Raw genomic sequence first — 23,639 nt, 5'->3', positions numbered from 1 at the left:
AGTCTTCACCAGTGAATTCTTCCACTGCAGTTCAAAAAGAATGTGTACCAGAGTGGAACCAACGTCCACTCCACCAGCGAAGGACAATCACTCAAAGTGATTGCCGGGCAACCGGTTCTGTATCGGATTTTATCAGCTGAGATCGTGAAAATCAGTTCGATATAATAGATTTGCGTGCTGGCACACATATTGCTTTGTAAAGCGTCAGTACGGAAATCAGTTGAAGCCGAAAAGCCGAGCCTGATATCACACACGAGATACGAGACAATATCTTTTTCAGGAAAACTGCACAAACAGGTAACCACATGGAACATTCTGGCGAGCATGCATCCGAGTATAAAAAGGACAGTCTGACTTTGGCGGGTGCAGTTGCGATGGGCACGGGAGTGATGATTGGCGCTGGTATTTTTGCTCTGACCGGTCAAGTGGCTGAGCTGGCGAAACATTGGTTCCCACTAGCATTTCTGGCAGCAGCAATCGTGGCATCATTCAGCGCCTATTCCTATGTAAAAATGGCAAATGCTTATCCATCCGCAGGTGGAATTGCCATGTTCCTTGAGAAAGCTTACGGTAAAACAACGCTCACAGGCGCCTTTGCGTTGCTGATGTACTTTTCCATGATCATCAATGAGAGTCTGGTCGCTAAAACCTTCGGTACTTACACACTGCAACTCTTCAATGTCGGCGAATATAGCTGGTTGGTGGTCGCTCTCGGAGTCGGCTTGCTCGCATTTGCTTTTCTGGTGAATATCTTAAGCAACGAATACATACAAAAGTTATCATTTTTCACCGCATTTATCAAAATTGGTGGGATTGTCGTCTTTGCGATCGGGGGATTATGGGCTTCCGGCTTTTCTTTCGAAAGTTCTTCTTCAACTGATAAAACCGGCGCAGGCCCAGGCGAATTTCTAGGAGCAGTGGCGCTCGCCATTCTGGCCTACAAGGGATTTACTACGATTACAAATAGCGGCGGAGAGCTAAAAAATCCTCACAAAAATGTAGGACGAGCCATCATCATTTCGATAGCCCTCTGTCTGGTCCTATATATGCTTGTGACGTTGGCTGTGGGGGGAAGCCTGACGGTCGATGAAATTATCAAAGCGAAAGATTACTCTCTTGCAGAAGCCGCTCGGCCTGCATTCGGAGATTACGGCTTATGGTTTACCGTATTGTTTGCGATTATCGCCACTGTATCTGGTGTGATTGCCAGTGTGTTTGCGGTTTCACGTATGCTGGCAATGCTCACAGACATGAAATTAGTGCCACACTCACATTTTGGCATGCCTGGTAGCATCCAAAAGCACACATTGGTGTATACCGTTATTATGGCCATGCTATTAACGGTTTTCTTTGATTTAAGCCGTATCGCCTCGTTGGGAGCCATCTTCTATATCATCATGGATATCGCCATCCATTGGGGAGTATTTTATCACCTGCGCAAAGACGTAGAGGCCAATAGCCTCGTCTTAATCACGGCCATAATATTGGACGTCGTCGTTTTAGGGGCGTTTCTGGTTGTCAAAGCTCAGACAGACATGCTGGTGATTTACGTTTCCCTTGCCGGATTGAGCTTAATATTCCTCGGTGTCTGGCTTTTTCTTAAATTCAGTCAAACTGACAGTTAACGATGTCGAGTGGAACTCGAAAGCCCGACATATTTCATCATTCTTTTATGCTTGCTAGAACCTCCCCTTGACCCCGTACCATGGTACAGAGTCTATAATACTCGCAGGAGGTTGAAATATGAGTAAGTTGACAATCGGACGAGTCGCCCAGGCAGCAGGGGTTGGTGTAGAGACAGTGCGGTTTTATGAACGGAAGTGGTTGGTCAAACAGCCCGTCGCGTTGTCCTCATTCCGGGAATATCCGCCGGATGTGATTGACAGGATCAAGTTTATCAAACGTGCCCAGGAACTCGGGTTTACTCTCGCTGAAGTCGGACAGTTACTGCATCTCGCGGACAACCCGCATTCATCCAAGAGAGAGGTCAAGCAACTGGCTGGTCAGAAACTGGTTGAAATCCGTCAGAAAATTGATGATTTGCAACGCTTGGCGTCAACTCTTGAGACTCTGCATGAAAAGTGCAGTGGCCGAGGTGCTCTGTCTGACTGTCCGATCATCGAATCGATTACCTCCCCCGAACTATAAACCTGATACTTAAAATAGGGAGAATCAAAATATGACATTGGTGAAGCAGGAAGATCACCTTCAAGAGGTGACCGTATCGACAAATATGAAGTGCCAGTCCTGTTTGGGAAAATTACAACCTGTGCTGGATCAGACTGTTGAGATACAGGAGTGGGAAGCAGACCTTTCCAGTGGATTAAAAACTGTCACAGCTAAAATGCAGGGGGAAGATCCTGTCGAGAAACTTATCGCGGTTGTAGAGGGAGCCGGGTTTGAGGCGAAGCCTGTTTTAAAACAGGAGGATTTAAAGGCGACTCCCCGGCTGGAGCAGATTCAGCCTCCAGAGGAGAAACATCATTTCAAACTCAGTACCTATAAGCCGCTGCTGCTGGTTGTATTTTATGTATGTGGTGCAGCCGCGATCTTAACCTCAGCACAAGCATCGGGCTGGGTCTGGGGAAACTTCCTGCGTTTCTTTATGGGCTGTTTTTTCCTGGGATTTGCCTTCTTCAAGCTGCTTGATGTCAGCAAGTTCGCCGATGCCTTTGCGACCTATGATATTGTGGCAAAACGGTCGCGTCTGTACGCGTTACTCTATCCGTTTCTTGAATTTTCACTGGGGGTCGCATTTATTTTCGGCTGGTTTCCGATGCTGATAAACGCTGCCACGGTTGTTGTGATGGGGGTCGGCTTAATCGGTGTGCTGCAAGCCGTACGAAAACGTCAGGCAATTCAGTGTGCCTGTCTGGGGACAGTATTTAATCTGCCCATGTCTGCGGTCACGATCATCGAAAACAGCGTGATGATCCTGATGGCCCTGTTCATGCTGTGGTAGGACGGCAAGTTAAAAAATACTCTTTAAGAGACAGGATCTTCATACGATCCTGTTGTTTAACCTGTTCGAGGTGAGAAGTTGCTTCTGCGATTGAAGAGGAGTCATGTCGTCTTCAATCGCAGTCTTCTCCTTGCGGTAGTTTAGTGAGGATAATCTCTCGAGCTTTTAAGATTGAGCATTCTCCTCAAAACGGGGATCTTCGATTCCCCATTTCAACTTCCACTCCATAACACTGCAGTAAAGCACCGGTACGACCAGCATGGTCATGATTTCGATGAGCATGCCCCCGAAGCTGGGGATCGCCATGGGGACCATGATGTCAGAGCCCCGCCCCGTGGATGTCAGGACAGGAATGAGGGCCAGAATGGTTGTGGCCGTGGTCATTAAGCAGGGCCTGGCACGCCTTAAGCCTGCAGCCAGAGTGGCATCTCGCGCTTCCCTGGCAGAACCGATCCTGCGTTTACGAAAACTCTGGTCGAGGTAAGTGGTAATGACGACGCCATCATCAGTGGCAATCCCGAACAGAGCCAGGAATCCGACCCAGACGGCAACGCTCAGATTGATTTGATGCACCTGGAACAGAGAACGCATACTGGTATCGAACAGTTGAAAATCCAAAAACCAGGGTTGTCCATATAGCCAGAGCATGATGAAGCCCCCCGACCAGGCGATCAAAATCCCACTGAAGACCAGCGAGGTCGTGATGACCGAACTGAACTGGAAGTATAAGATCAGGAAAATCACGAACAGCGCCAAGGGCAGTACTATCATCAAAGTCTTCTGAGAGCGGATCTGATTCTCATAACTGCCGGCAAAGCTGTAACTCACACCTGGCGGGAGAACCAATTCTCCGGTTTGTATTTTTTGTTGCAGGAATCGCTGGCATTCTTCCACAACATCGACTTCGGCATTCCCCGGTTTCATGTCGAACAAGACATAGCCCAAAAGGAAAGTGTCTTCGCTTTTAATCACCTGTGGTCCACGGGTATAGCGTATTTCGGCGAGTTGCTCGAGTGGGATCTGCGCGCCAGTGGGGGTGGGAACCAGAATACGGCCCAATGTTTCAATTTCATCCCGCAATTCACGGGCATAACGCACACGGACCGGGTAGCGTTCACGGCCTTCGACTGTCGTCGTAATCCTCCTTCCGCCTATAGCGACCTCAATCACATCCTGAACAGAGCGGATATGTAATCCATATCTCTTAATCGCATCGCGATCGATGTCGATCTCCAGATATGGTTTTCCGACAATACGATCAGCAATCACAGCAGACTCTTCTACTGAAGGAACCTGTTTGAGCAATCGTTCAATATCCAGAGCCACGCGTTCAATCGTTTGTAAATCGGGGCCTTTGATCTTGAGTCCCATTGGGGCACGCATACCACTTTGCAGCATGACAATCCGCGCGGCAATGGGTTGCAGTTTAGGAGCTGATGTTGCCCCAGGCAAACTGGCAGCGTCGGTGATTTCCTTCCAGATATCATTCGGTGACTTTATATGTTCTCGCCACTGACGATAAGGACGCCCATCAGAATCTTCGATCAGCTTTCCATTTTTATCTCGGACAAATTCATTTTTGACTGGATCATATCGATACTTGATACGATGCCCCTGTTGATCCGATTTATACTCAGTCTTGTATGTAATGATGGTTTCAATCATGGAAATCGGAGCGGGATCGAGAGGACTGTCTACTCGACCGACCTTCCCCACAACCGATTCCACTTCGGGGATAGAAATCAACAGTTTATCCTGGAGCTGCAGTACATCCATTGATTCGCCAATAGAGGCATGAGGCATCGTTGTTGGCATATACAGGAAAGAGCCTTCATCTAATGGTGGCATAAACTCTTTACCTAATCCCGGAAATGTCGCTGCCATACTTTTCCACGGAGCTGTATTACGAACTGGTTCAGGAACGAATCCGAACACACGGTCAAAGCCCAACCAAGCACAACCGCCCAGAAACAGGATCAGTGTTGGAATGGAAAGAAAGAGCAGTTTGTTTTTCAGACACCAGCGGAGCAGCGGTTCATATAAGACGCGCTGGAAGAATTGAAAGAAGGCCAACAGTCCACCAATTAACAGCGTCACGAACATCAGATTTTGACTAAAACCTTTATCTGGTCCCAGGGGGAGCCAGTGTTCGGTTAGAATCAAGCCGACCACCAGTACGGCCAGGTAGTTTGCGGCCAGGGGCCCAAATTGACGCAGGCGTTCGGGAATTCGGTGTTCCATTAAATTGTACACTCCCAGCCCCAGTACGATTGCTCCAACCCACCAGGGAAGTGAGAAACGTCCGATGAAACCAGTATTTTCCATAGGGAGCATATTCAGGATAGCCAGCAGAACAATCAGCATGCCAAGAATAACCAGGCTCCAGGGAAGAAAACGCTTGATTGAGGTTGAGTGAACTTTTCCTCTAAACAGAATATGGGCAGCGGGAGGAATAATCGTCAGTGCGACAATGACGGAGGAAATCAAGGCAAAGGTTTTCGTAAATGCGAGCGGCTTAAATAGCTTACCTTCAGCCCCAATCATGGTAAATACGGGCAGAAAGCTGATAACGGTAGTAGACACAGCAGTGAGGACAGCACTGGCGACTTCGCGGGTAGCATTGTAAATCACTTTCAGACGGTCAGCATCTGGACCAGCTTCATCCAGTTGTTTCAGGATATTTTCACAGAGGATGATCCCCATATCGACCATTGTACCTATGGCGATGGCGATGCCGGACAGGGCAACAATATTTGCATCGACCCCCAGTGTTTTCATGGCAATAAAGCACATGAGCACAGCCAGTGGTAACAGGGCACTGATTAAAACTGAACTCCGCAAATGCATCACACTGATCAGAATGACGATGATCGTGACCAGGATTTCCTCAGTGAGTGCGGTGTTCAGGGTCCCCAGCGTTTCATAAATTAACCCTGTGCGGTCATAAAACGGAACGACCGTAATCTGGCTGATGGTAGCCCACTCTGGCCACTCACTGCGTTCCAGGGACCTTAAATGCTGAACCCAGGCTTTATCATTCAATTGATCGTTTTGATAGGCATCAAAGTGATGCTGTCGGGCATACTCTGTAATCTTGTCAGGCGTTATCTTCTTGAAGTCAATTAAAACCTTGCTCGGGAGCCCCACAGATACTTCCGCAACTTTTTCTTTCACGTTTTTGATTGCTTCCAGCGGATTGTATCCATACCGAACGACGCAAACTCCCCCTACGGCTTCTGCACCCTCTTTGTCCAGCGCGCCACGTCTGAGAGCGGGCCCCAGTGAGACGGTAGCGACATCCTTGACAGTGATGGGTACGTTGTCGCTGACCTTCAGGACCGTCTTCTCAAGGTCGCCAATATTTTCGACAAATCCCAGACCGCGGATGACATATTCTGCCTTGTTTAATTCAATAGTACGCGCCCCCACGTCCACATTTGACATGCGTACGGCATTAAAAACCTGTTCCAGGCTCACCTTGTTTGCCCGCATTGCATCGGGGTCAACGTCGATCTGGTATTCCTGAACGAAACCACCGATCGAGGCAACTTCGCTGATCCCTTCCGCCGATGCCAGAGCGTAACGCACATACCAGTCCTGTGCCGTACGCAGTTCGCGCAGATCCCAGCCTCCAACGACATTGCCATCCGGATCATGGCCTTCGAGCGTATACCAAAAGATCTGTCCCAGGGCGGTGGCATCAGGCCCCAGTGTCGGTTGAACGCCCTCCGGGAGGGTATCCGGAGGCAAACTGTTCAGTTTTTCCAGCACGCGGGAGCGAGACCAGTAGAATTCCGCCTTCTCATTAAAAATCACGTAGATCGTTGAAAAACCAAACATCGAGTAACTGCGGATGGTTTTGACTTCGGGAATCCCGAGCAGTGCCACCGTGAGGGGATATCCAATCTGGTCTTCCACATCCTGGGGCGACCTGCCCATCCATTGACTGAAAACAATCTGCTGGTTCTCACCAATATCAGGGATGGCATCCACGGGGACAGGACTTCTCGGCAGTCCCCCCAGATCCCAGTCGAAGGGGGCAACCATCGCGCCCCAGCCAAGAATCGCGATGACCAGTAAGCTGACTACCAGCTTGTTGTTCAGACTGAACCAGATGACCTTTTCGAGAATCGATTTCGGTTCATCCTGGTTCAAGTTTACATTTTCGGATTCAGTCACCATCTGTTTTCCTGTCGAAACGGAGAGACCATGTTTGCCAACAATATTTACTGATGGTCATGTCCCTTGTGTTCGATTGGTTTTTCCTGAAGTTGCTCTCTAGCGATCGGGACCACTCGATCCGCACACTTTAGCATCGACGTCCCAAAATATGGATTTTTGACCTCAGTATCGCGCTGCAACCAGATCGCTCCCCGCCCCTGAAAGGCCATCGGACAATGCAGTTCATACAGGGGCGGCTGGCGGGCAAGATCAAAAGTCTTCACCAGAACCAGGATTTCCTGGGAAAGCAATGCGAAGGACTTGCGCAGCGACTTTAGGTCCTTTGCCAGCTTAAACTGATCGGCAATCCCGGCGAGATTGACAGCTTCCTGATTCCAGTATCTCAGAGCATCTCCCTGCAAAGCGGAACTCTGAATCGAACCGAGTATCTGCTTCAACTTCGAACCAGCCCCAAGTGCTTTCTGCTCCTGATCGGATGCCAGAAATTCTGAGAGGGTAAAATAAAAGTTCAGTAACGGCGCTAATTCAGTCTGAAATTCAGCAGGCACTTCAATGTCCTTAGCACCGTTTTCGTGGTTTGTATGATTCATTCCAAACTGGGCACGCACACGTTGTATATGCCGTTTCAGTTTGGCATAGACCTGATCTGCCTCTTCCAGCGATAGAACATCACCGCCTTCAACCGCGTCATTTGACAGTAGCATGGAAAATTCCCCCCACAGCATAGCGGCATGTCCCGTCAGTAGTTTGGTATCTGTCTGCTGCAGGGCCTGTCCCAGTTGCTCGAATGCCGCACGCACTTGAGTCAGTTCCGATTTTTCAATGGCCGCAGTAACGGCATCGGAGGCTTGAAGTACTCTGCTGAGTTGTTGCTGAAACTGGTGTGGCAGAGACATTTTCTTAGGCTGAGACTGTTTCTGTTCCATCTTTTTGTTTTCGGAACTACTGCCGCCGTGTTGATGTCCTCCTCCACCGCCGCCGCCTTCCGGTGTCATCATGGACGGTTTAGCAGAGATCTGCAGAGCACTATCCAACTGGAAATTGCCATTCGTGACGACAAGTTCGCCTTCTCTCAAACCATTCCTGACAATGTAATAATTTCCAGCACGCGGGCCCAGAACGATTTCCCGCCCTTCATAGGTCGGCTTGCTGGCTGTAGGAACTTCGACATAAACAATCGCTCTTGTCCCCGTAACCAGAGCTGCTGATACAGGAATCACCAATGGTTTGTCTTTTTTTTCCTCTGGTGTGATAACGTCACCCAGCGTCTCAGCGCGAACCAGTGGCATTCCACAGATATCACAGACCCCGGGATGATCCTTAATAATTTCCGGATGCATGGGACTGATCCATTTCCCCATCAGTTCTTCATCGAGGACACGGCCTCCCGTTGCCACCTGTGATTCCACCACGGCGCTGACAAACATTTCCGGTTTCAGCTTGCCATCTTTATTTGGCACATTCACTCTGACTTTGACCGTGCGTGTTGACTCATTCAGGACAGGATCAATGAAGGCAATCCGCCCCGTGAATGTCTCCCCCGGATAGGCTTCGGTTTTGAATATCACTTTTTGTCCATAATGCAGCCAGATCAGGTCAGATTCGTAGGCATCTAACTTGACCCAAACCAGATTGAGATCGGCTACAGTATAAATTCGATCCCCGGTGCGGACGCGGTCTCCCTCTTCCTTCAGCTTTTGAATGACGATCCCGCCGATCGGTGAGTAAATCGTGAGATGTTCTGAGGGAGTGCCCCGCTTTTCTATTTCCTGAATCTGCTCTGCAGTCAGTCCCAGCAGTCTGAGCTTTTCACGGGCAGATGCAACGAGATCGATCGGTTGCACCAGCCTGGTCGTTTTCGCAGGACCTTCTTTTTTGTATTTCAGTGCCTGAATCAACTCTTCCTGGGCAGCATACAACTCTTCACTGTAGATATAGACCAGATGTTCGCCTTTTTTAACCTCGACGCCGGTAAAATCGACGTACAGTCGATCCAGACGTCCTGAAACCCAGGCCGTGATATGTGCCAGCTTTGTTTCGTCGTACTCGACTTTCCCCACCATGCGAATCTTTGCTGTGACCTCACGCCGCTCTACAGGCGTGGTTTCAATTCGCAGCAGATTACGGGCAGTCTCACTGATCTGAATCGTACGCATTCCCTCCGGCGTCGGCCCCACAGGAACCAGTTCCATACCACAAATCGGGCATTTGCCAGGTGCGTTTCGGCGAATCTGGGGATGCATGGAGCAGGTCCAGATCTGCGGTGCTTTTGCATGCTCTGCATGAGCGGTTTCCTTCGGAGGTTGATCCGACTCCGAAGAGGGGGCCTTCATTGACCAGGCAATACTGAAGCCGATCAATATCAAAAAGGCCGTTTGCAAAACCCAGATTTTCCCGGCATTTCGTTTGTAGAAGTGACGTAACCGGTCAGATTGAAAAGGTGATTTCATTTTCGGCCTCTATCGGAAATCGTAACTTTCCTGAAAACTCAATTCGTGGCTGTCGGCTGATGTTTATTCGACCAGGTCACGAATCGATCCACTTCATCTAAATCTCTTACACCAATCAATGTGATGTAATGAGAACCCCGTTTCCAGCTGGCAGCAATCTGCTGATCGAATTCCACCAGACAACACTTTCTGTCCTTACAGGCAATACAAACATTGGGCCGATCTCCGAACCATTCGCTGGTCTCTTCCTTATCGTGCTCAAATATTGCCAGCGTGCTACCATCGTTTCTTTTACAAACGGCTTGCACGCAGGTACAACAGGGCATCTTAAACAGATGGGCGGATTCAAGTCTATAATCTGCAGGCAGCCCTTTGCTAATGAATGGCTTATAACCAGTTTTCTCTGGAATCTGCCCCTCCTGTAAGGGCTGATTTTGATACTTCGCCAGTAGGAATTGCTGGGCGGCACTGGGATCTTGGGTAAAAAGATCGAGATATTGTCCAAACTCAGCGGTAAACTGTTGATGGTTATGTTGATGCTCCTTAACTTCTCGCCCTGACTGAAAGAACCACCAGCCAGTACCGACGGCTAACAGAAATACTGCTGCTAAGGTCCCCCCCCCCCATTTGAAGAAATTGCGACGTCCAGTCGTGTGGTGATTGTCCTTTCCTGTTTGATCCGTGGTGGGCGAATCATGCAGATGTTGCTGAATTTGATTCCAGATCTGATCAGAGGGGGCTGGAGCATCGAGAGATTCCGTCAGTCGTGTCAGCTTTGCAAATACATCCAGTTCTGCTTTGCACTCGGCGCACGTTTCAATATGCGCCGCGACCGCGGATGACCGGGCTTCATCCAGTTCGCCATCATAATAAGCGGAAAGTAATTCCTGGACTTCGGGACAATTCATGTTATGGCTCCCACCCCAGATCAGTCAGGTGCTGTTTCAACTCCCGTCGAGCACGATTCATTCGCGAGCCAACAGTGCCTTCTGCGATCTTTTTCACCTCAGCAATTTCACGATATGTCAACTTTTCCACTTCATGCAGTATGAAAACGGAAAGCACCTCCGGCTCCAGTCGAGACAGAGCCTCTTCCAGGAGTTCTTTCATGTCTCTGCGATTCTGCTCTGGCTGGTTCTGACACATGGGTTCTTGTGTTAATGACAGGTGCGACCGGCGGCGAGTTTTCCGCAGGTACTGAAGAGCCTCATTAATCGCCAGTCGATAAAACCAGGTTTCAAACTTCGATTGGCCCGCATATTGATCGATCTTACGAAATGCCTGCAGAAATATCTGCTGAGTTAAATCAGCAGCATCCTGCAAGCCAACCATCCGAACCATCAGGTGATAAATCCGTGCATGGCACAACCCGTAAAGACGCTCTTGCGCATGACTCTCTCTTGCCTGGCACCCTTCGATGGTTTCAGCATCGACCAGAGCCTGCAAAGAAGCGTTTTGTCGTTTTGTTGCTCTTTTAGATGACACGGTTGTGGGATTTCTTCACAGAAACACAGAAATAATTCGCTTTTTTTCAGCAAAGCTACAGAATAGAGAATGTGATGGTAAAAATACAATAGGTGGAAAACGAGGTCATTGCAGCAGAATATCCAAAGTCATAATGGAACAAGCCCGCTAATGCAATCCCCTCAACCTGAGAGTTGATGCGAGACCTTTCGAACATCAGCAGTATGATAAAATTCTTGTTTTTCGTGAAGAATTCCAGGATTCAGGCATCTAAAGTGAGGAGAGTTTGTTGGATTTGCTCACTGCTTCCCGAAACAGGTGATTCATACAAAGCAATAATAACCGCTTCCTGTCGCTCTTTCAGGTCCGATCTGCATCACCCTGCTCCACATCACATGCGGGAATTTCATTATCGGGCAACTGCATTTGTACTTGAGAAAAACCGATCAGTCAGACTTCTGATGGAAAGGATTTCAAGATGACTCATTCAGATCGCCCGCTTGTCGCTTATTTTTCAATGGAAATCGCTCTGCATCCGAAGATGCCGACCTACAGTGGAGGCCTGGGAATCCTGGCTGGCGATACGCTCCGTGCAGCGGCTGATCTGGGCGTGGCGATGATCGGCGTCACACTGCTTCAGCGTCAGGGATACTTTGCTCAATCCCTGGATTCATCGGGCTGGCAGTATGAAAACCCTATGCCCTGGGAAATCGGTCAGTATTGCAGTGAACTGCCCGTTCAAGTCGACGTGGAAATCGAAAACCGGCCGATTCATGTGCGTGCATGGAAATATGAAATTCAGAGTTGTCGTGGAAACAGGCTCCCCGTCATCTTGCTGGACACCGACATCGCAGGAAATTCAGACTGGGATCGCAGGTTGACGGACCAGTTATACGGAGGCGATCAGCATTATCGACTTTGCCAGGAAATTATTTTAGGGCTCGGCGGTGTGCGAATACTCCGGGCGCTGGGACACCAGGATATCACACGTTTTCACATGAACGAGGGACATGCCGCACTGCTGGGACTGGAGTTGCTGGATGAGAGTGCCCAGGCAGCGGGACGCTCTCAGTTTAATTCGCAGGATGTGCAGAATGTCCGTCACAGCTGTAACTTCACCACGCATACCCCGGTACCCGCCGGCCACGACCGGTTCCCCCTGGATCTGGTACAGCACACACTCGCGCGATCTGATATTTTTGAGAATCATGAAGTGTTTTGCTGTGAAGGCGAATTGAATATGACATACCTTGCGCTGAATCTCAGCCATTATGTCAACGGTGTCGCCCGAAAGCATGGTGAAGTCTCTCGTAAGATGCTCGTCCCTCGAGATCAGTATCACCACTACGAGATCGACCATATCACGAATGGAGTCCATCTGGAAACCTGGGCTGCTCCCGCATTGGCCAGCCTGTTTGACCATTATCTTCCGGGGTGGCGGGAGGACAATTCCAGCCTGCGCAGTGCGTTGTCCATTCCCGGTGAGGATATCTGGAAGGCACATCAGGCGGCCAAACAAAAACTCATTGATCAGGTCAACGCCAGCTCAGGGACAGGCTTCGACATCAACACCTTCACACTTGGCTTTGCCCGTCGGGCCACCGCTTACAAGAGAGCCAATTTATTATTCCACGATCCGGCCCGGCTCAAAAATCTGGCCCGCCAGGTCCGAAATATCCAGGTTGTCTTTGCCGGGAAAGCCCACCCACACGACGAACAGGGCAAGCATCTGATTCAGGAGATTTTTCAGCAGAAGGATTCGATGCTACCTGAAGTGAAGGTCGTTTACCTGGAGAATTATGACTGGGAACTGGCGCGTCTCTTGACCTCAGGGGTTGATGTCTGGCTCAACACGCCACTCCCTCCCCTGGAAGCCTCGGGCACCAGTGGAATGAAAGCGGCTCTCAACGGTGTCCCCAGCTTGAGCGTTCTGGACGGCTGGTGGATCGAAGGTTGTGTGGAAGGAGTCACAGGCTGGGCGATTGATCATGTCGGGGAAAGTTATCACAACGACCAGGAACGACTCGCCCATGACGCAAACTGTCTGTATGAAACACTAGAGAACTCTGTCATTCCCCTGTTTTATCAGCAGAGAGATGCCTGGCTGAAAATCATGGCCCACGCCATTGCCCTGAATGCGTCTTATTTCAATACCCAGCGGATGGTGCAGCAGTACGTGCTCAAGGCCTATTACGACTGACAACGGTTTCGAGCCCGCTTTGAATATGAGTAGCCATCCTCTGGTGACCACGAGATGAGATAACCAGATCGAACAGCCCGCTTCAATTGCCCAAAGAACGAGTAGAGTAAAAGGATTAATAATGCCCCGAAACACCACACAGATTATCTGTCAGCACTGTGGGACTCTGGTTGATAGTGAGACACCTGCTGACCAGTTACAACAGGGACCGGAATGGGAACGATTCGAAGGTACCCCTGCTCCCCTGGGTGCCAGCTGGATCAACTCGGAACAGGCTTATAATTTTGCCATCGATGCCGTGAATGCGTCCAGGGTGACATTATTGCTCTTTCGGGAACAGGACTTTGAGGTTCCTGCCTGTTCCCTGAAACTCGATCCGCTCAAAAACAAATCCGGTTCCGTATGGCATTGCCGGGTACCACTCATGGAGGCCGACGATGCCGTTTATTATGCCTACAGAATCGATGGCCCCGCCGAGCCTGCAACCAGCAACTGGCATGTGTACGATCCCGATAAAATTCTGATCGATCCGTACGCACGCAGCATTTTCTTTCCCACAGACACGCCGGATCGAGATCAATCCGAAATCCCCCCTACCCCTCTGGGGCGCCTGGATATTTGCCGATGTCCGTTTGACTGGAAAGACGAAATTCGCATCTGTCATGGAACCGATTTGATCATCTACGAAATGCATGTGCGTGGATTCACACAGCATCCGAATTCAGGAGTCGACGATGACAAACGGGGCACCTTTGCCGGCGTCGTTGAAAAAATCCCCTATCTCAAAGAACTCGGAGTCACAGCGGTCGAATTGATGCCCGTCTTTCAATTTGATCCATTTGACGAAAACTACTGGGGCTACATGCCTCTGAATTTTTTCGCTCCCCATAATCAATATTCGACGAACCAGTCTTCGTGTGAGCAGCATAGCCAGTTTCGGGAGATGGTCCGCGAACTGCATCGTGCCGGGATTGAGGTAATTCTGGATGTGGTTTACAACCACACCGGAGAGGGAGACCATCGAGGCCCGACATACTGCTATCGAGGAATCGACAATGCAACCTATTATGTCGCGTCCGGCAATCCGAGTGCCCCCTATGCCAACTTCAGCGGCACAGGAAACACACTCAATACTTCTGCTCCGACTGTCCGCCGCCTCATTCTGGACAGCTTACGTTACTGGGCTAAAGAGATGCATGTTGACGGGTTTCGGTTCGACCTGGCTTCTGTCTTTTCTCGCGGCGGAGATGGAGCCGTGAATCTCAACCAGCCACCTTTATTCGATCAGATTGCCTCCGATCCGGACCTGGCCCATGTCCGCCTGATCGCAGAGCCGTGGGACGCCTCGGGCCTGTACCAGTTAGGCAAATCTTTTCCCGGTCGTACCTGGATGCAGTGGAACGGCCAGTTTCGGGACACGCTGCAACAGTTTGTCAGGGGAGATCGGGGGCTGATTTCCCAACTGATGACGCGTCTGTATGGCAGTAACGATCTATTTCCGGATGACACCTATCATGCATTTCGCCCGTTCCAGAGTATCAATTTCATTACATCACACGACGGATTCACGATGGTTGACCTCACGGCATATAACAGGAAGCACAATGCTGCCAATGGCTTAAACAATCAGGATGGCCCCCATGATTTCAGCTGGAACTGTGGCTGGGAAGGAAACGATCAAGTGCCGCAAGAGGTCACTGATTTACGCAAACGACAGGTAAAATACTTCTGCTGTCTGCTAATGCTGTCCAATGGCAGCCCTATGTTTCGTATGGGGGATGAGTTTATGCAGACCCAGGGAGGTAATAATAACCCTTTCAACCAGGACAACGAAACCAGCTGGCTCGACTGGGACCGGCTGAAGCAACATGAAGAAGTCTTCCGCTTTTTCAAAAAAATGATCGCGTTTCGCAAATCTCATGGAATGCTGGGGAGTTCGACTTTCTGGCGGGAGAAGATTCAGTGGTACGGGGCAGAACAACCGGAGGTCGATCTGTCCGCCGATTCTCAATGCCTGGCATACCACCTGCACGATCCTTCGCCAGAAACGCGCGATCTTTACGTGATGATCAATGGTTCGACAAGCCCCGTGCAGTTCTCAATCCATGCACAAGCAGAAGCAGATAAGACATGGATGCGGGTTGTCGATACTTCCCTGCCCAGTCCCATGGACCTGCTCTCACCTGACACTGAAATCCCACTGACTCAAACACTCTACCGAGTCAATCAGCGTAGCATTGTCGTCCTGGCACAATCGAGAGGGGGCACTAAAAAAACAGCTCTCCCGGAATAGATGCACGGCCCCCTAACCTGTCAGATCGATAGCAATCGCAATCTCTTCTTCACCAAAATTGAAATAGACCAGGGAAGAGCAACGTCTTCCCTGGTGACTCGCCTCTTGTTTCCTAGAATTTCAGCTCTCAAAGAGCGAAATAATGTTCGTTTATCGTGGCGGCAAGAATTACCAGTCTCGCATAGGATAATGCAACCAATTACTTTTGGGACTTGGTCTCCTTCTTACTTTTAGCCAGTTCCCTGATTTCGAGTTTACGCATCAATGCAGAATGCTCAGCAATCGCTTTTTCCAACTCTTTGGTGATATCACTGCAGCATTTCATCCCAGCAGTTCCATCAAAGGTCTCCATCTGGCAATGATCTTCCAGTGTTTTGTGTTGTGCTGCTGCATTCATCAGATGTTTTTGAATTTCCTTTAAGCTTGCCAGAACTTCTTTGTCTGCTTCATACTCTTTACGAATCGTAGCAAGTTCTTTTTTAGTAGCATCAATGTTGCGTCCTAGTTCCGTGGACCCTGATCTTACAAGTTCTGGATCAGGGGTTTGAGTATCACAGGTGTAGTAATAGAGGTCCTGAGAATAATCTCTGGCATGACTCATATTGCGCGATGCACGAAAAGTGCTCGACCCATAATGAGGCTTTCCCATATATTCACGTGATCTCTGCAGAGCAAACGCCGACAAACTGTCTGACAGCAATACCAGTGCAACGACGACTAAACATACTCCAACTGGTTTGACACGTACGGGTTTCATGATCTTCTCTCCCCAAAAAGTGAAAAACAGCAAATTGAACACTACTACTGAAATTAGATGCGTGAAGAGATTCAGTTCTTCAGGGTATACTTAAAAATTGCAGAATTTTATTCGACGATAGTCATATTGAAGATCTGGTGCCCTGGAATCATTGAAAGCGATCTGTAGAGCAGTTTTTCATCTTGTTTATTTAACAGGAACCTCAGTTCTGGGGCCGGAAGTGATTGCAAGGATTCGATTTCGGTTTCAAATTACACTGCTTTTCATCAGCAGCGAACTGTGAAGGATTGCCCCTTTCGAGGTTGATCGTACAACCTCTCTTGACCTGATCAGGGATTCTAAAGATACTTCCGCAGCCTTCCCCAATCCCTTTGGTTTCAGAGACTTGGAACACATCTTGAAGCGAAGACGATTTCCCGCGAGTTCGTCTCCAGATCAATTCGGTTTCTGTCCGATTAATACAGATAGAAACCTCTTCGCTGAGATTAAGACAGAAGGGGGAGAAAGATTTCAGTCATGTGGATGTCAAAAACAATCACAACTCGAATCATGGTTTGCCTGGCTGCCTTGACAGTTCCCCTGCAAGGTCTGCCTGCCGCCGCGTCCTGTTACTGCTGCCCAAGTCAGTCTCAAACTGACACTGAGTGCTGTTCTGAGCAGGGATCGTCGACAGACAGTCAGACGACTCGGTGCTGTTGCACAGGGGCCGCTGTCTGCCATTGCGGTGACGATGCTGAGCTCCCATCGATTTCGGCTCCGACTCTCGAATCACGGCCCGCTGACATTACCTGTTCCAGCGAAATTCAAGCTGTCGAATCTGGCACCTGCTCTTGTGGTACCGACTGTCATTGTGGTTCGCAGAACCAACCTGTCAGTCCTCTAGCTCCTGCTCCTGTCGAAAATAATCCTGCAGAAAAGCTGGTCGATTTTCCGGAAGTCGTTTTCGTAGTGACGATCGACAATCTGTCACAAACAGCAGGGAAAACGCACTTTAGTGCTGCACCACAGGCAGCGCTCGATCGCTGCGTATCTCTTTGTCGCTTCACGCTATAAAGCTGCTCAGACAGCATCTTTACGCGCTGCAGAGTCTGCTGATTTCCCGATATTATGACCGTGTTCAGATTTCTGATTCTGACCACATCCCTCAGGAAATCGACTCTCCTATTTCAGCAGACGATCAGCAGGTGAGAATCACCCTATCAGCGTGAACAGAATTCAGACTTGACTGTTGTAAGTCTGGGCCTTAGAACAAATGAGACTTTCCTTTTTGACCGGTGTAGCAATGTTTCAGACGTTAACACAATCTCTGATCGCTTGGATGCTCGTGGCAGCCACTCTCCTCGGGGGAGTTATGCCATCAGCACAGGCCTATCAACGTTGTTCAACTGAAGCTTGCTGCTGCTCACCCTTGATGGATGTAGAACAGGGCTGCTGCTCTGCAACCTCCCATCAACTGCGGTGTCGATGTTCGGTCGAACAGAAACTGCCTGTTATTCCGGATGAAAATCGCTCTTCTCAGGAACGCGAAGTATCCCGGCTGGCAGCCAATCAGGTGATCACCTATGTCGTCTGCACACAGCAATTGCAGTCAGGCACGGCGTTCGACACACCTCAATTCTCATTCCAGCCCACACTTCACCAGCAGGAAATCCTCTGTAGCTGGTTGATCTGATCTCACCTCCACTGTCTCAGTGCGCGCTGTTTTCCCTGTTTGATGGATGTTTTGAGACATCTCGGGTTTAATCCCCCGTTTCGTGTCTCATCTCCTGATTCATGTAAAACAGCCAGACCCTATTTTCCCTGAAAATAACCGTTGTCTGTCACGATTCCGTATGAGGCTGTTATGAATAATTCGAATCAAAGTGAGATCTGCGCCCGTGATGAGGCGGCTTCACAGAAAAAACAGCATGTCCGCCGCTGGTGGATTCGACTGCTGGTGCAGCCGTTCCTGTTTCTGCTATGCGGGGCTGTACTGATCGCCGGCCTGGGCGTGGCGCAGCGAATGGGCTTCATCACGGCTGGCGGGGGAGGTCACAGCCATGGATCGACCCTCAGCAAAGTTGTTAAATATATCTGCCCGATGATGTGCACTCCTCCGCAGACCGAACCGGGACGGTGTCCGGTCTGTGCCATGGAACTGGTGCCGGCCACCTCGGATGGGTCGAAATCAGACCCTAATGCGGTCCGCATCGATCCGGCGGCCCGCAGGATTGCCAACATTCAGACCGCCTCGGTCGAATCGATGCCCCTGAGCCACACGATCCAGGCCGTGGGCGAATTAAGCTATGACGAAGGGAACCTCAAGACACTGTCTGCATATGTGGACGGTCGCATCGAACGACTCTATGCCGATTTTACAGGAGTCGAAGTCAAACAGGGAGACCGACTGGCTTATCTTTACTCCCCCCTGCTTTATTCGAGTCAGGTCGAACTGCTGCTGGCCAAAAAAGCCTTAGAGAACAGTCGCTCTGCCACACTGAAACGGGTGATCCAGACCAACGAAAACCTCTATCAGAGCTCGAAACAGAGATTAGTCGAACTGGGTATGACGTTGCCCCAGATCGAAGAAATCGAAAAAACGGGCACTGCCAACAGCCGGATGCATTTATGTGCCCCTATCAGTGGTACGGTCATCAAAAAGCCTGCGGTGGAAGGTCAGTATGTCAAAGAGGGACAGGTGATCTATCAGCTGGCTGATCTTTCGCAGTTGTGGCTGATGCTCGAACTGTTCCCGGAAGATGCCGCTAGGATTCGGTATGGTCAGAAAGTCGAGGCGACCGTGCAGTCGCACCCCGACCAGACCTTCACCGGACGCGTGGCCTTCATCGATCCTCACGTCGATCCCGAGACACGTACGGTCGGCGTACGAATCGTCATGCCTAACCTGGAAGGAGCGCTGCGTGTGGGAGATTACGCCCGGGCAACCATCTCCGTTCCTGCGGGAAGTAAGGGAAAATCCGGTGGCGTCTACGATCCCGAACTGGCAGACTGCTGGATCTGCCCCCGGCATCCGCACGTCATCGCCAATGAACCGGATAAGTGCCCTGTCACCGGGCAGGCCCTGGTTCCCACCTCAAAGTATGGTTATGTCTCCCAGTCAATCGCGGAAAGTGAAGCACTCACGGTACCTCGCGATGCAGTCCTGATGGCCGGCCAGCACAGCGTGCTCTATGTCGAAACAGAGCCGGGACGCTTTGAAATACGTAATGTGGTTCTGGGACCGACTTGCGGCGACCAGATCGTGATCCTGAAAGGGGTCAAGCAGGGAGAGCAGGTCGCGACCCGGGGCAACTTCCTGATCGATTCACAGATGCAGCTGGCAGGCAATCCGTCGCTGATCGATCCGACTCGGGCAGAGCCCCTGCCGGACGAGAAAATGTCGAAAACGATTATGGCTGCTCTTTCGAAGCTCCCTCCCGCGGAGCGTAGCCGGGCAGAACAGCAACGGATCTGTCCTGTCACGATGATGTCTCTGGGATCGATGGGGGCTCCTGCCAAAGTCGACCTCAATGGAGAAATGGTTTTCATCTGCTGTGAAGGGTGTCGGGAAAGCCTGCTGGAACACCCGAAGCAGTACCTGGAAAAACTCAAAACGGCTGACAGTTCGGACCAACAGGATCAAGACTTGCCCGCCATGGAACTGCCGTCAATTGAATCTCCTCTGATGATCGAGCCGGACGACAGCCAGCCCCCGCTGGACGTGCCGCTGGAGATAGAGCCGGAACCGCTCCCACAGCAACCACAGGCCCCCAGACTGCCCCGGACGGCTACCAGAGCGAAACAGGAGGTCCGTCAATGATTCGCAGTATCCTCGATTTCTGTCTTCGTCAGCGACTCCTGATCGTCCTGCTGTCGGTCGGCCTGATCGGCTGGGGCTGGTACTCGGCACAGAAAGTTCCCATCGATGCCATTCCCAATGTGGGTGAAAACCAGGTTATTGTCCTCGCCGAATGGTCAGGGCGTTCTCCCAAGGATGTGGAAGACCAGATTACCTATCCGCTCTCGATCGCCCTGCAGGCGGTGCCAGGCTCCCGCAGTGTCCGCGGCAAAAGCATGTTTGGCTTCAGTTTCGTGCAGGTCACGTTTGACGATGACGTCGACTTCTACTGGGCCCGCTCCCGCGTGGTCGAACAGCTCACGACCGTTACAGGCTCGCTGCCGGAAGGCGTGGTCCCGACACTCGCCCCCGATGCCACTGCCCTGGGCCAGATCTATTACTATGTGCTCGAACCGCCGGCCGGCATGGACCTGGCGGAACTGCGCTCAAAGCAGGACTTCTTCATCAAGTACGCGCTGCAGTCCGTGGATGGTGTTGCCGAGGTCGCCTCGATCGGTGGCTACGTCAAACAGTACCAGGTCGAAGTCGACCCCGACGAGCTACGCTATCATAACATTCCGCTCAGCAAGGTGATCGACTCGGTGAAAGCCGCCAATATCGATGTCGGCGCCAAGACCGTCGAGACCAGCGGGATGGAGTTCATTGTCCGCGGCAAAGGTTTCATCGGAGCGGACAAGACGGAACAGGAAACCATCGAGCAGATCAACAATACGGTGATTACCACCAGCAAAGGGGTACCGATCCGCGTCAGCGATGTAGCCCAGGTCCAGACCGGTCCCGCTTTCCGTCGTGGTGCCCTTGATCTGAATGGACAGGAGGCGGTCGGGGGTGTGGTCGTGATGCGTTATGGCGAAAATCCCCGTAAAGTGATCGAACGCGTGCAGGCCAAAATCGCTTCGCTGGAATCGGAACTGGGTGGCATCAAAATCCAGGGCATCTATGATCGGAGCCTGCTGATTGACGAGACCGTCTCCACCCTCACCGAAGCCCTGATACAGGAAACCATCATCACCATCGCGGTCATGGTGCTGTTCCTGTTACACATCCGTGCCAGCATCATCATCGCCATCACCCTGCCCATGGCCGTGTTGATGTCGTTCATTGCCATGAAGACATTCGGCGTCGATGCCAACATCATGTCCCTGGCGGGCATCGCGATTGCCATCGGCACCATGGTCGACATGGGCATTATCATTCTGGAAAACATCTACGGCAGCCTTGCCGAATGGGAAGCCAGCGGGTCTCCGGGCGGCCCACAACAGCGTCTGACGGTCATTCGCGAATCGGCGGCCGAAGTGATCCCTGCCGTGATTACTGCCGTCAGCACAACAATTATCAGCTTTCTCCCGGTCTTTTTCCTGACCGGTCGGGATCACAGGCTGTTTACACCGCTGGCCTGGACCAAGTCCTTCGCCCTGATCTCCAGCCTGATTGTCGCCGTCGTCATCCTGCCGATGCTCTGCCGGATCTTTCTCCGCAGCACGCAGATCTCCCGCTGGGGGCAACTGGCCAGCGGCGCTGCAGTGGGTTGTCTCACGGCTGCCCTCTGCTGGTTTGTCTGGGGAGATTACATCGCCGAGGGATCGATGCTTACCCTGGCTGCAGCCACGCTCTTTGCTGCCGTCGCCGGTTTTCTTCTCGGCTGGTGGGTCACCAGTGAGAAGATCCGGTCCATGGAAGAAAATCCCGCCAGTCGTTTTGTGCGGTTTCTCTATGCAGGCCGACTGAAGCTGGCATTAAAGCACAAACTGCTGATGCTCTCCTTTCCTGCCCTGATTGTCGTACTGGGAGCGGGGGCCTGGGTTGGCTTGCCGACTGTTCTCAAGCCCGTCGAGAAAGTGGTTGAACTGCTCGGTGCGGATTTGAATCAGGTTCCCGGCTACGTGGATGCCAAGCACGTCTTCACCGGACTGAAATCGGACGACTGGATCGCCCTGGACGAAGGCAGCTGGTTCTATATGCCCAGTCTCTACCCGGCGGCCAGCTTCTCCCAGGCAATGGAGATCCTGCAGGCCCAGGATACGCTGATCAAAGGGATTCCGGAAGTCGAACACGTACTGGGAAAAATTGGCCGTGTGGAGTCCGCGCTCGACCCTGCTCCTGCGGCCATGGTCGAAACGTACGTGATGCTCAAACCCCGCGCCAAATGGCGGGAAGGAATGACCGCCCGCAAGATCTGGGACGAAATCAACCAGGTCGCCACGCTGCCGGGTGTCACCCCTGCTTCACCGCTGCAACCCATTGAAGGCCGCGTGGTGATGCTGCAGAGTGGAATTAAGGCCTCGATGGCGATCCGGGTCTACGGCGATGACCTGGAAGGCCTGTCAAAAGCCTCGCTGGCAGTGGCAGAACACCTCAAGCAGAACCGGTATGTGAATGCGGGCACCGTCAATCCTGATATCGTGATGGGCAAACCCTACTATGAATTCGAAGTCGACCGGGAAGAAGCCGCCCGCTACGGCATGACCACGATGATGGTCAACCAGATCGTCTCAGCCGGTCTGGGGGGCCTCGATGTTACCACGACCGTGGAGGGCCGCGAACGCTACCCCATCCAGGTCCGTTTCGAACGCAGCGTCCGCAAGGACCTCAAAGACCTGCGGAAAGTCTCCGTGGTCACTCACGGTGGAGACATTGTGCCCCTGAAGCGTCTGGCAGACGTGACTACCACCTGGGGTCCGGGGGCGATTAACAGTGAAGATGCCCGGCTTGTCGCCCATGTTGCATTTTCTCCGTCTGGCGCATCCGGAGACCTGGAGACCGTGGAACAGGTCATGTCCGATCTGCGAACAGCCCGGGAAGATGGCTCCCTGACCTTTCCCAGGGGCAATTTTGAACTGCAGGCCGTCGGGTCTTTCCAGAATCAGATCGAAGCCAACCAGCGGCTGATGTGGATCATTCCCACGGTGCTGCTGGTCAACCTGCTGATTATCTATCTCGGTTTCCAGGATTTCGCGATCTCGGCGATTGTCTTCTCCGGGATTCCCGTCGCGTTTGCCGGCGGGATGATCACGGTCGCCTGGATGGGCGTGGATATGAATACCGCGGTCTGGGTCGGATTTATCGCCCTGTTCGGCATCGCAGTCGACGATGGCGTGGTGATGGCCACCTACATCCAGCAGACGCTGAAACGCCAGTCGGTCAATAATATTACAGAGTTACGCGAAGCGATCTACACGGCCGGGCTGAAACGCATTCGCCCCTGTGTGATGACGACCCTGACCACGATCTTCGCCCTGCTGCCGGTACTGATGTCACACGGTCGTGGGGCCGACGTGGCCCGGGCCATGGCACTTCCGGTCCTGGGAGGCATGCTGGTCGAACCGTTTACCACCTTCATAGTCCCCGCCATCTATTGTGCCTATCTGGAATTCAAAATGAATGCGGGCCTGTCGAGTCAGGCTCTGCATCAGGAACTACCTCAATCTGGATCACAGAATTCAACATTCGATCCAGCCTTAAGCGGTCCCGCCTCCTGAGCGGGATCAGAACG

13 protein-coding genes are annotated in these 23,639 nt (G+C 51.4%); 8 read left to right on the top strand and 5 right to left on the bottom strand.

Going from position 1 to position 23,639, the window contains the following annotated elements:
• Window positions 1-305: 305 nt before the first annotated feature.
• The 3 genes from HG66A1_RS10070 (at window position 306) to HG66A1_RS10060 (ending at window position 2,962) form a co-directional block, all read left to right on the top strand.
• Window positions 306-1,625 (top strand): APC family permease, encoded by a 1,320-nt coding sequence (locus tag HG66A1_RS10070; RefSeq protein ID WP_145182905.1) that lies wholly within the window; start codon window positions 306-308, stop codon window positions 1,623-1,625.
• 118 nt (window positions 1,626-1,743) lie between these two features.
• Window positions 1,744-2,148: a MerR family DNA-binding protein gene (locus HG66A1_RS10065; RefSeq protein WP_145182900.1), complete on the top strand. Its 405-nt coding sequence runs from the start codon at window positions 1,744-1,746 to the stop codon at window positions 2,146-2,148.
• 31 nt (window positions 2,149-2,179) lie between these two features.
• Window positions 2,180-2,962 carry a heavy-metal-associated domain-containing protein gene (locus HG66A1_RS10060; protein WP_145182897.1) on the top strand — a complete coding sequence of 261 codons (783 nt, stop codon included), beginning with the start codon at window positions 2,180-2,182 and terminating at the stop codon, window positions 2,960-2,962.
• Between the two features lie 165 nt (window positions 2,963-3,127).
• Here HG66A1_RS10060 and HG66A1_RS10055 read toward each other — a convergent pair whose 3' ends face one another.
• Genes HG66A1_RS10055 through HG66A1_RS10040 form a run of 4 tightly spaced genes read right to left on the bottom strand, consistent with a single transcriptional unit; the run spans window position 3,128 to window position 11,079 of the window.
• Entirely contained in the window at window positions 3,128-7,144 is a 4,017-nt protein-coding gene (locus HG66A1_RS10055; protein ID WP_145182894.1) for an efflux RND transporter permease subunit, read from the bottom strand.
• Window positions 7,145-7,188: 44 nt separating this feature from the next.
• A complete protein-coding gene (locus HG66A1_RS10050; RefSeq protein ID WP_145039134.1) occupies window positions 7,189-9,594 on the bottom strand; it encodes an efflux RND transporter periplasmic adaptor subunit in 2,406 nt (801 codons plus the stop codon).
• A gap of 38 nt (window positions 9,595-9,632) precedes the next feature.
• Window positions 9,633-10,502, bottom strand: coding sequence for a zf-HC2 domain-containing protein (locus tag HG66A1_RS10045; protein WP_145182892.1), 870 nt, complete (start codon window positions 10,500-10,502; stop codon window positions 9,633-9,635).
• Between the two features lies 1 nt (window position 10,503).
• Window positions 10,504-11,079, bottom strand: coding sequence for an RNA polymerase sigma factor (locus HG66A1_RS10040; RefSeq protein ID WP_197997079.1), 576 nt, complete (start codon window positions 11,077-11,079; stop codon window positions 10,504-10,506).
• A 457-nt stretch (window positions 11,080-11,536) separates the two neighbouring features.
• On the opposite strand from HG66A1_RS10040, the gene glgP reads away from it, so the two are divergent.
• Together glgP and HG66A1_RS10030 are read left to right on the top strand one after the other, a co-directional pair.
• Window positions 11,537-13,258, top strand: coding sequence for an alpha-glucan family phosphorylase (glgP, locus tag HG66A1_RS10035; RefSeq protein ID WP_145039130.1), 1,722 nt, complete (start codon window positions 11,537-11,539; stop codon window positions 13,256-13,258).
• A gap of 121 nt (window positions 13,259-13,379) precedes the next feature.
• Window positions 13,380-15,551, top strand: a complete 2,172-nt coding sequence (locus HG66A1_RS10030; RefSeq protein ID WP_145039128.1) for a glycogen debranching protein — start codon at window positions 13,380-13,382, stop codon at window positions 15,549-15,551.
• Between the two features lie 199 nt (window positions 15,552-15,750).
• Here the strand turns inward: HG66A1_RS10030 and HG66A1_RS10025 are convergent, their stop codons facing one another.
• Entirely contained in the window at window positions 15,751-16,308 is a 558-nt protein-coding gene (locus HG66A1_RS10025; RefSeq protein WP_145039126.1) for a hypothetical protein, read from the bottom strand.
• Between the two features lie 1,411 nt (window positions 16,309-17,719).
• On the opposite strand from HG66A1_RS10025, the gene HG66A1_RS10020 reads away from it, so the two are divergent.
• The 3 genes from HG66A1_RS10020 (at window position 17,720) to HG66A1_RS10010 (ending at window position 23,625) form a co-directional block, all read left to right on the top strand.
• Window positions 17,720-17,980, top strand: coding sequence for a hypothetical protein (locus HG66A1_RS10020; RefSeq protein WP_145039124.1), 261 nt, complete (start codon window positions 17,720-17,722; stop codon window positions 17,978-17,980).
• A gap of 171 nt (window positions 17,981-18,151) precedes the next feature.
• On the top strand, window positions 18,152-20,107 hold the full coding sequence (locus HG66A1_RS10015; RefSeq protein WP_145182889.1) for an efflux RND transporter periplasmic adaptor subunit: 1,956 nt from the start codon (window positions 18,152-18,154) through the stop codon (window positions 20,105-20,107).
• On the top strand, window positions 20,104-23,625 hold the full coding sequence (locus HG66A1_RS10010; protein ID WP_145039120.1) for an efflux RND transporter permease subunit: 3,522 nt from the start codon (window positions 20,104-20,106) through the stop codon (window positions 23,623-23,625). The genes HG66A1_RS10015 and HG66A1_RS10010 overlap by 4 nt, the downstream gene beginning before the upstream one ends.
• The last annotated feature ends 14 nt before the right edge of the window (window positions 23,626-23,639 follow it).

This window comes from Gimesia chilikensis, assembly GCF_007744075.1.
Lineage (GTDB): Bacteria > Planctomycetota > Planctomycetia > Planctomycetales > Planctomycetaceae > Gimesia > Gimesia chilikensis_A.
The sequence above is the reverse complement of the archived record's forward strand: the minus strand, read 5'-3'. Positions and strand labels throughout refer to the sequence as shown.

Bases quoted from the DNA above. Each gene is read 5' to 3' on its own strand.
- HG66A1_RS10070 (WP_145182905.1), top strand. From the start codon at position 306: ATGGAACATTCTGGCGAGCATGCATCCGAGTATAAAAAGGACAGTCTG.
- HG66A1_RS10065 (WP_145182900.1), top strand. From the start codon at position 1,744: ATGAGTAAGTTGACAATCGGACGAGTCGCCCAGGCAGCAGGGGTTGGT.
- HG66A1_RS10060 (WP_145182897.1), top strand. From the start codon at position 2,180: ATGACATTGGTGAAGCAGGAAGATCACCTTCAAGAGGTGACCGTATCG.
- HG66A1_RS10055 (WP_145182894.1), bottom strand. From the start codon at position 7,144: ATGGTGACTGAATCCGAAAATGTAAACTTGAACCAGGATGAACCGAAA.
- HG66A1_RS10050 (WP_145039134.1), bottom strand. From the start codon at position 9,594: ATGAAATCACCTTTTCAATCTGACCGGTTACGTCACTTCTACAAACGA.
- HG66A1_RS10045 (WP_145182892.1), bottom strand. From the start codon at position 10,502: ATGAATTGTCCCGAAGTCCAGGAATTACTTTCCGCTTATTATGATGGC.
- glgP (WP_145039130.1), top strand. From the start codon at position 11,537: ATGACTCATTCAGATCGCCCGCTTGTCGCTTATTTTTCAATGGAAATC.
- HG66A1_RS10030 (WP_145039128.1), top strand. From the start codon at position 13,380: ATGCCCCGAAACACCACACAGATTATCTGTCAGCACTGTGGGACTCTG.
- HG66A1_RS10025 (WP_145039126.1), bottom strand. From the start codon at position 16,308: ATGAAACCCGTACGTGTCAAACCAGTTGGAGTATGTTTAGTCGTCGTT.
- HG66A1_RS10020 (WP_145039124.1), top strand. From the start codon at position 17,720: ATGGATGTAGAACAGGGCTGCTGCTCTGCAACCTCCCATCAACTGCGG.
- HG66A1_RS10015 (WP_145182889.1), top strand. From the start codon at position 18,152: ATGAATAATTCGAATCAAAGTGAGATCTGCGCCCGTGATGAGGCGGCT.
- HG66A1_RS10010 (WP_145039120.1), top strand. From the start codon at position 20,104: ATGATTCGCAGTATCCTCGATTTCTGTCTTCGTCAGCGACTCCTGATC.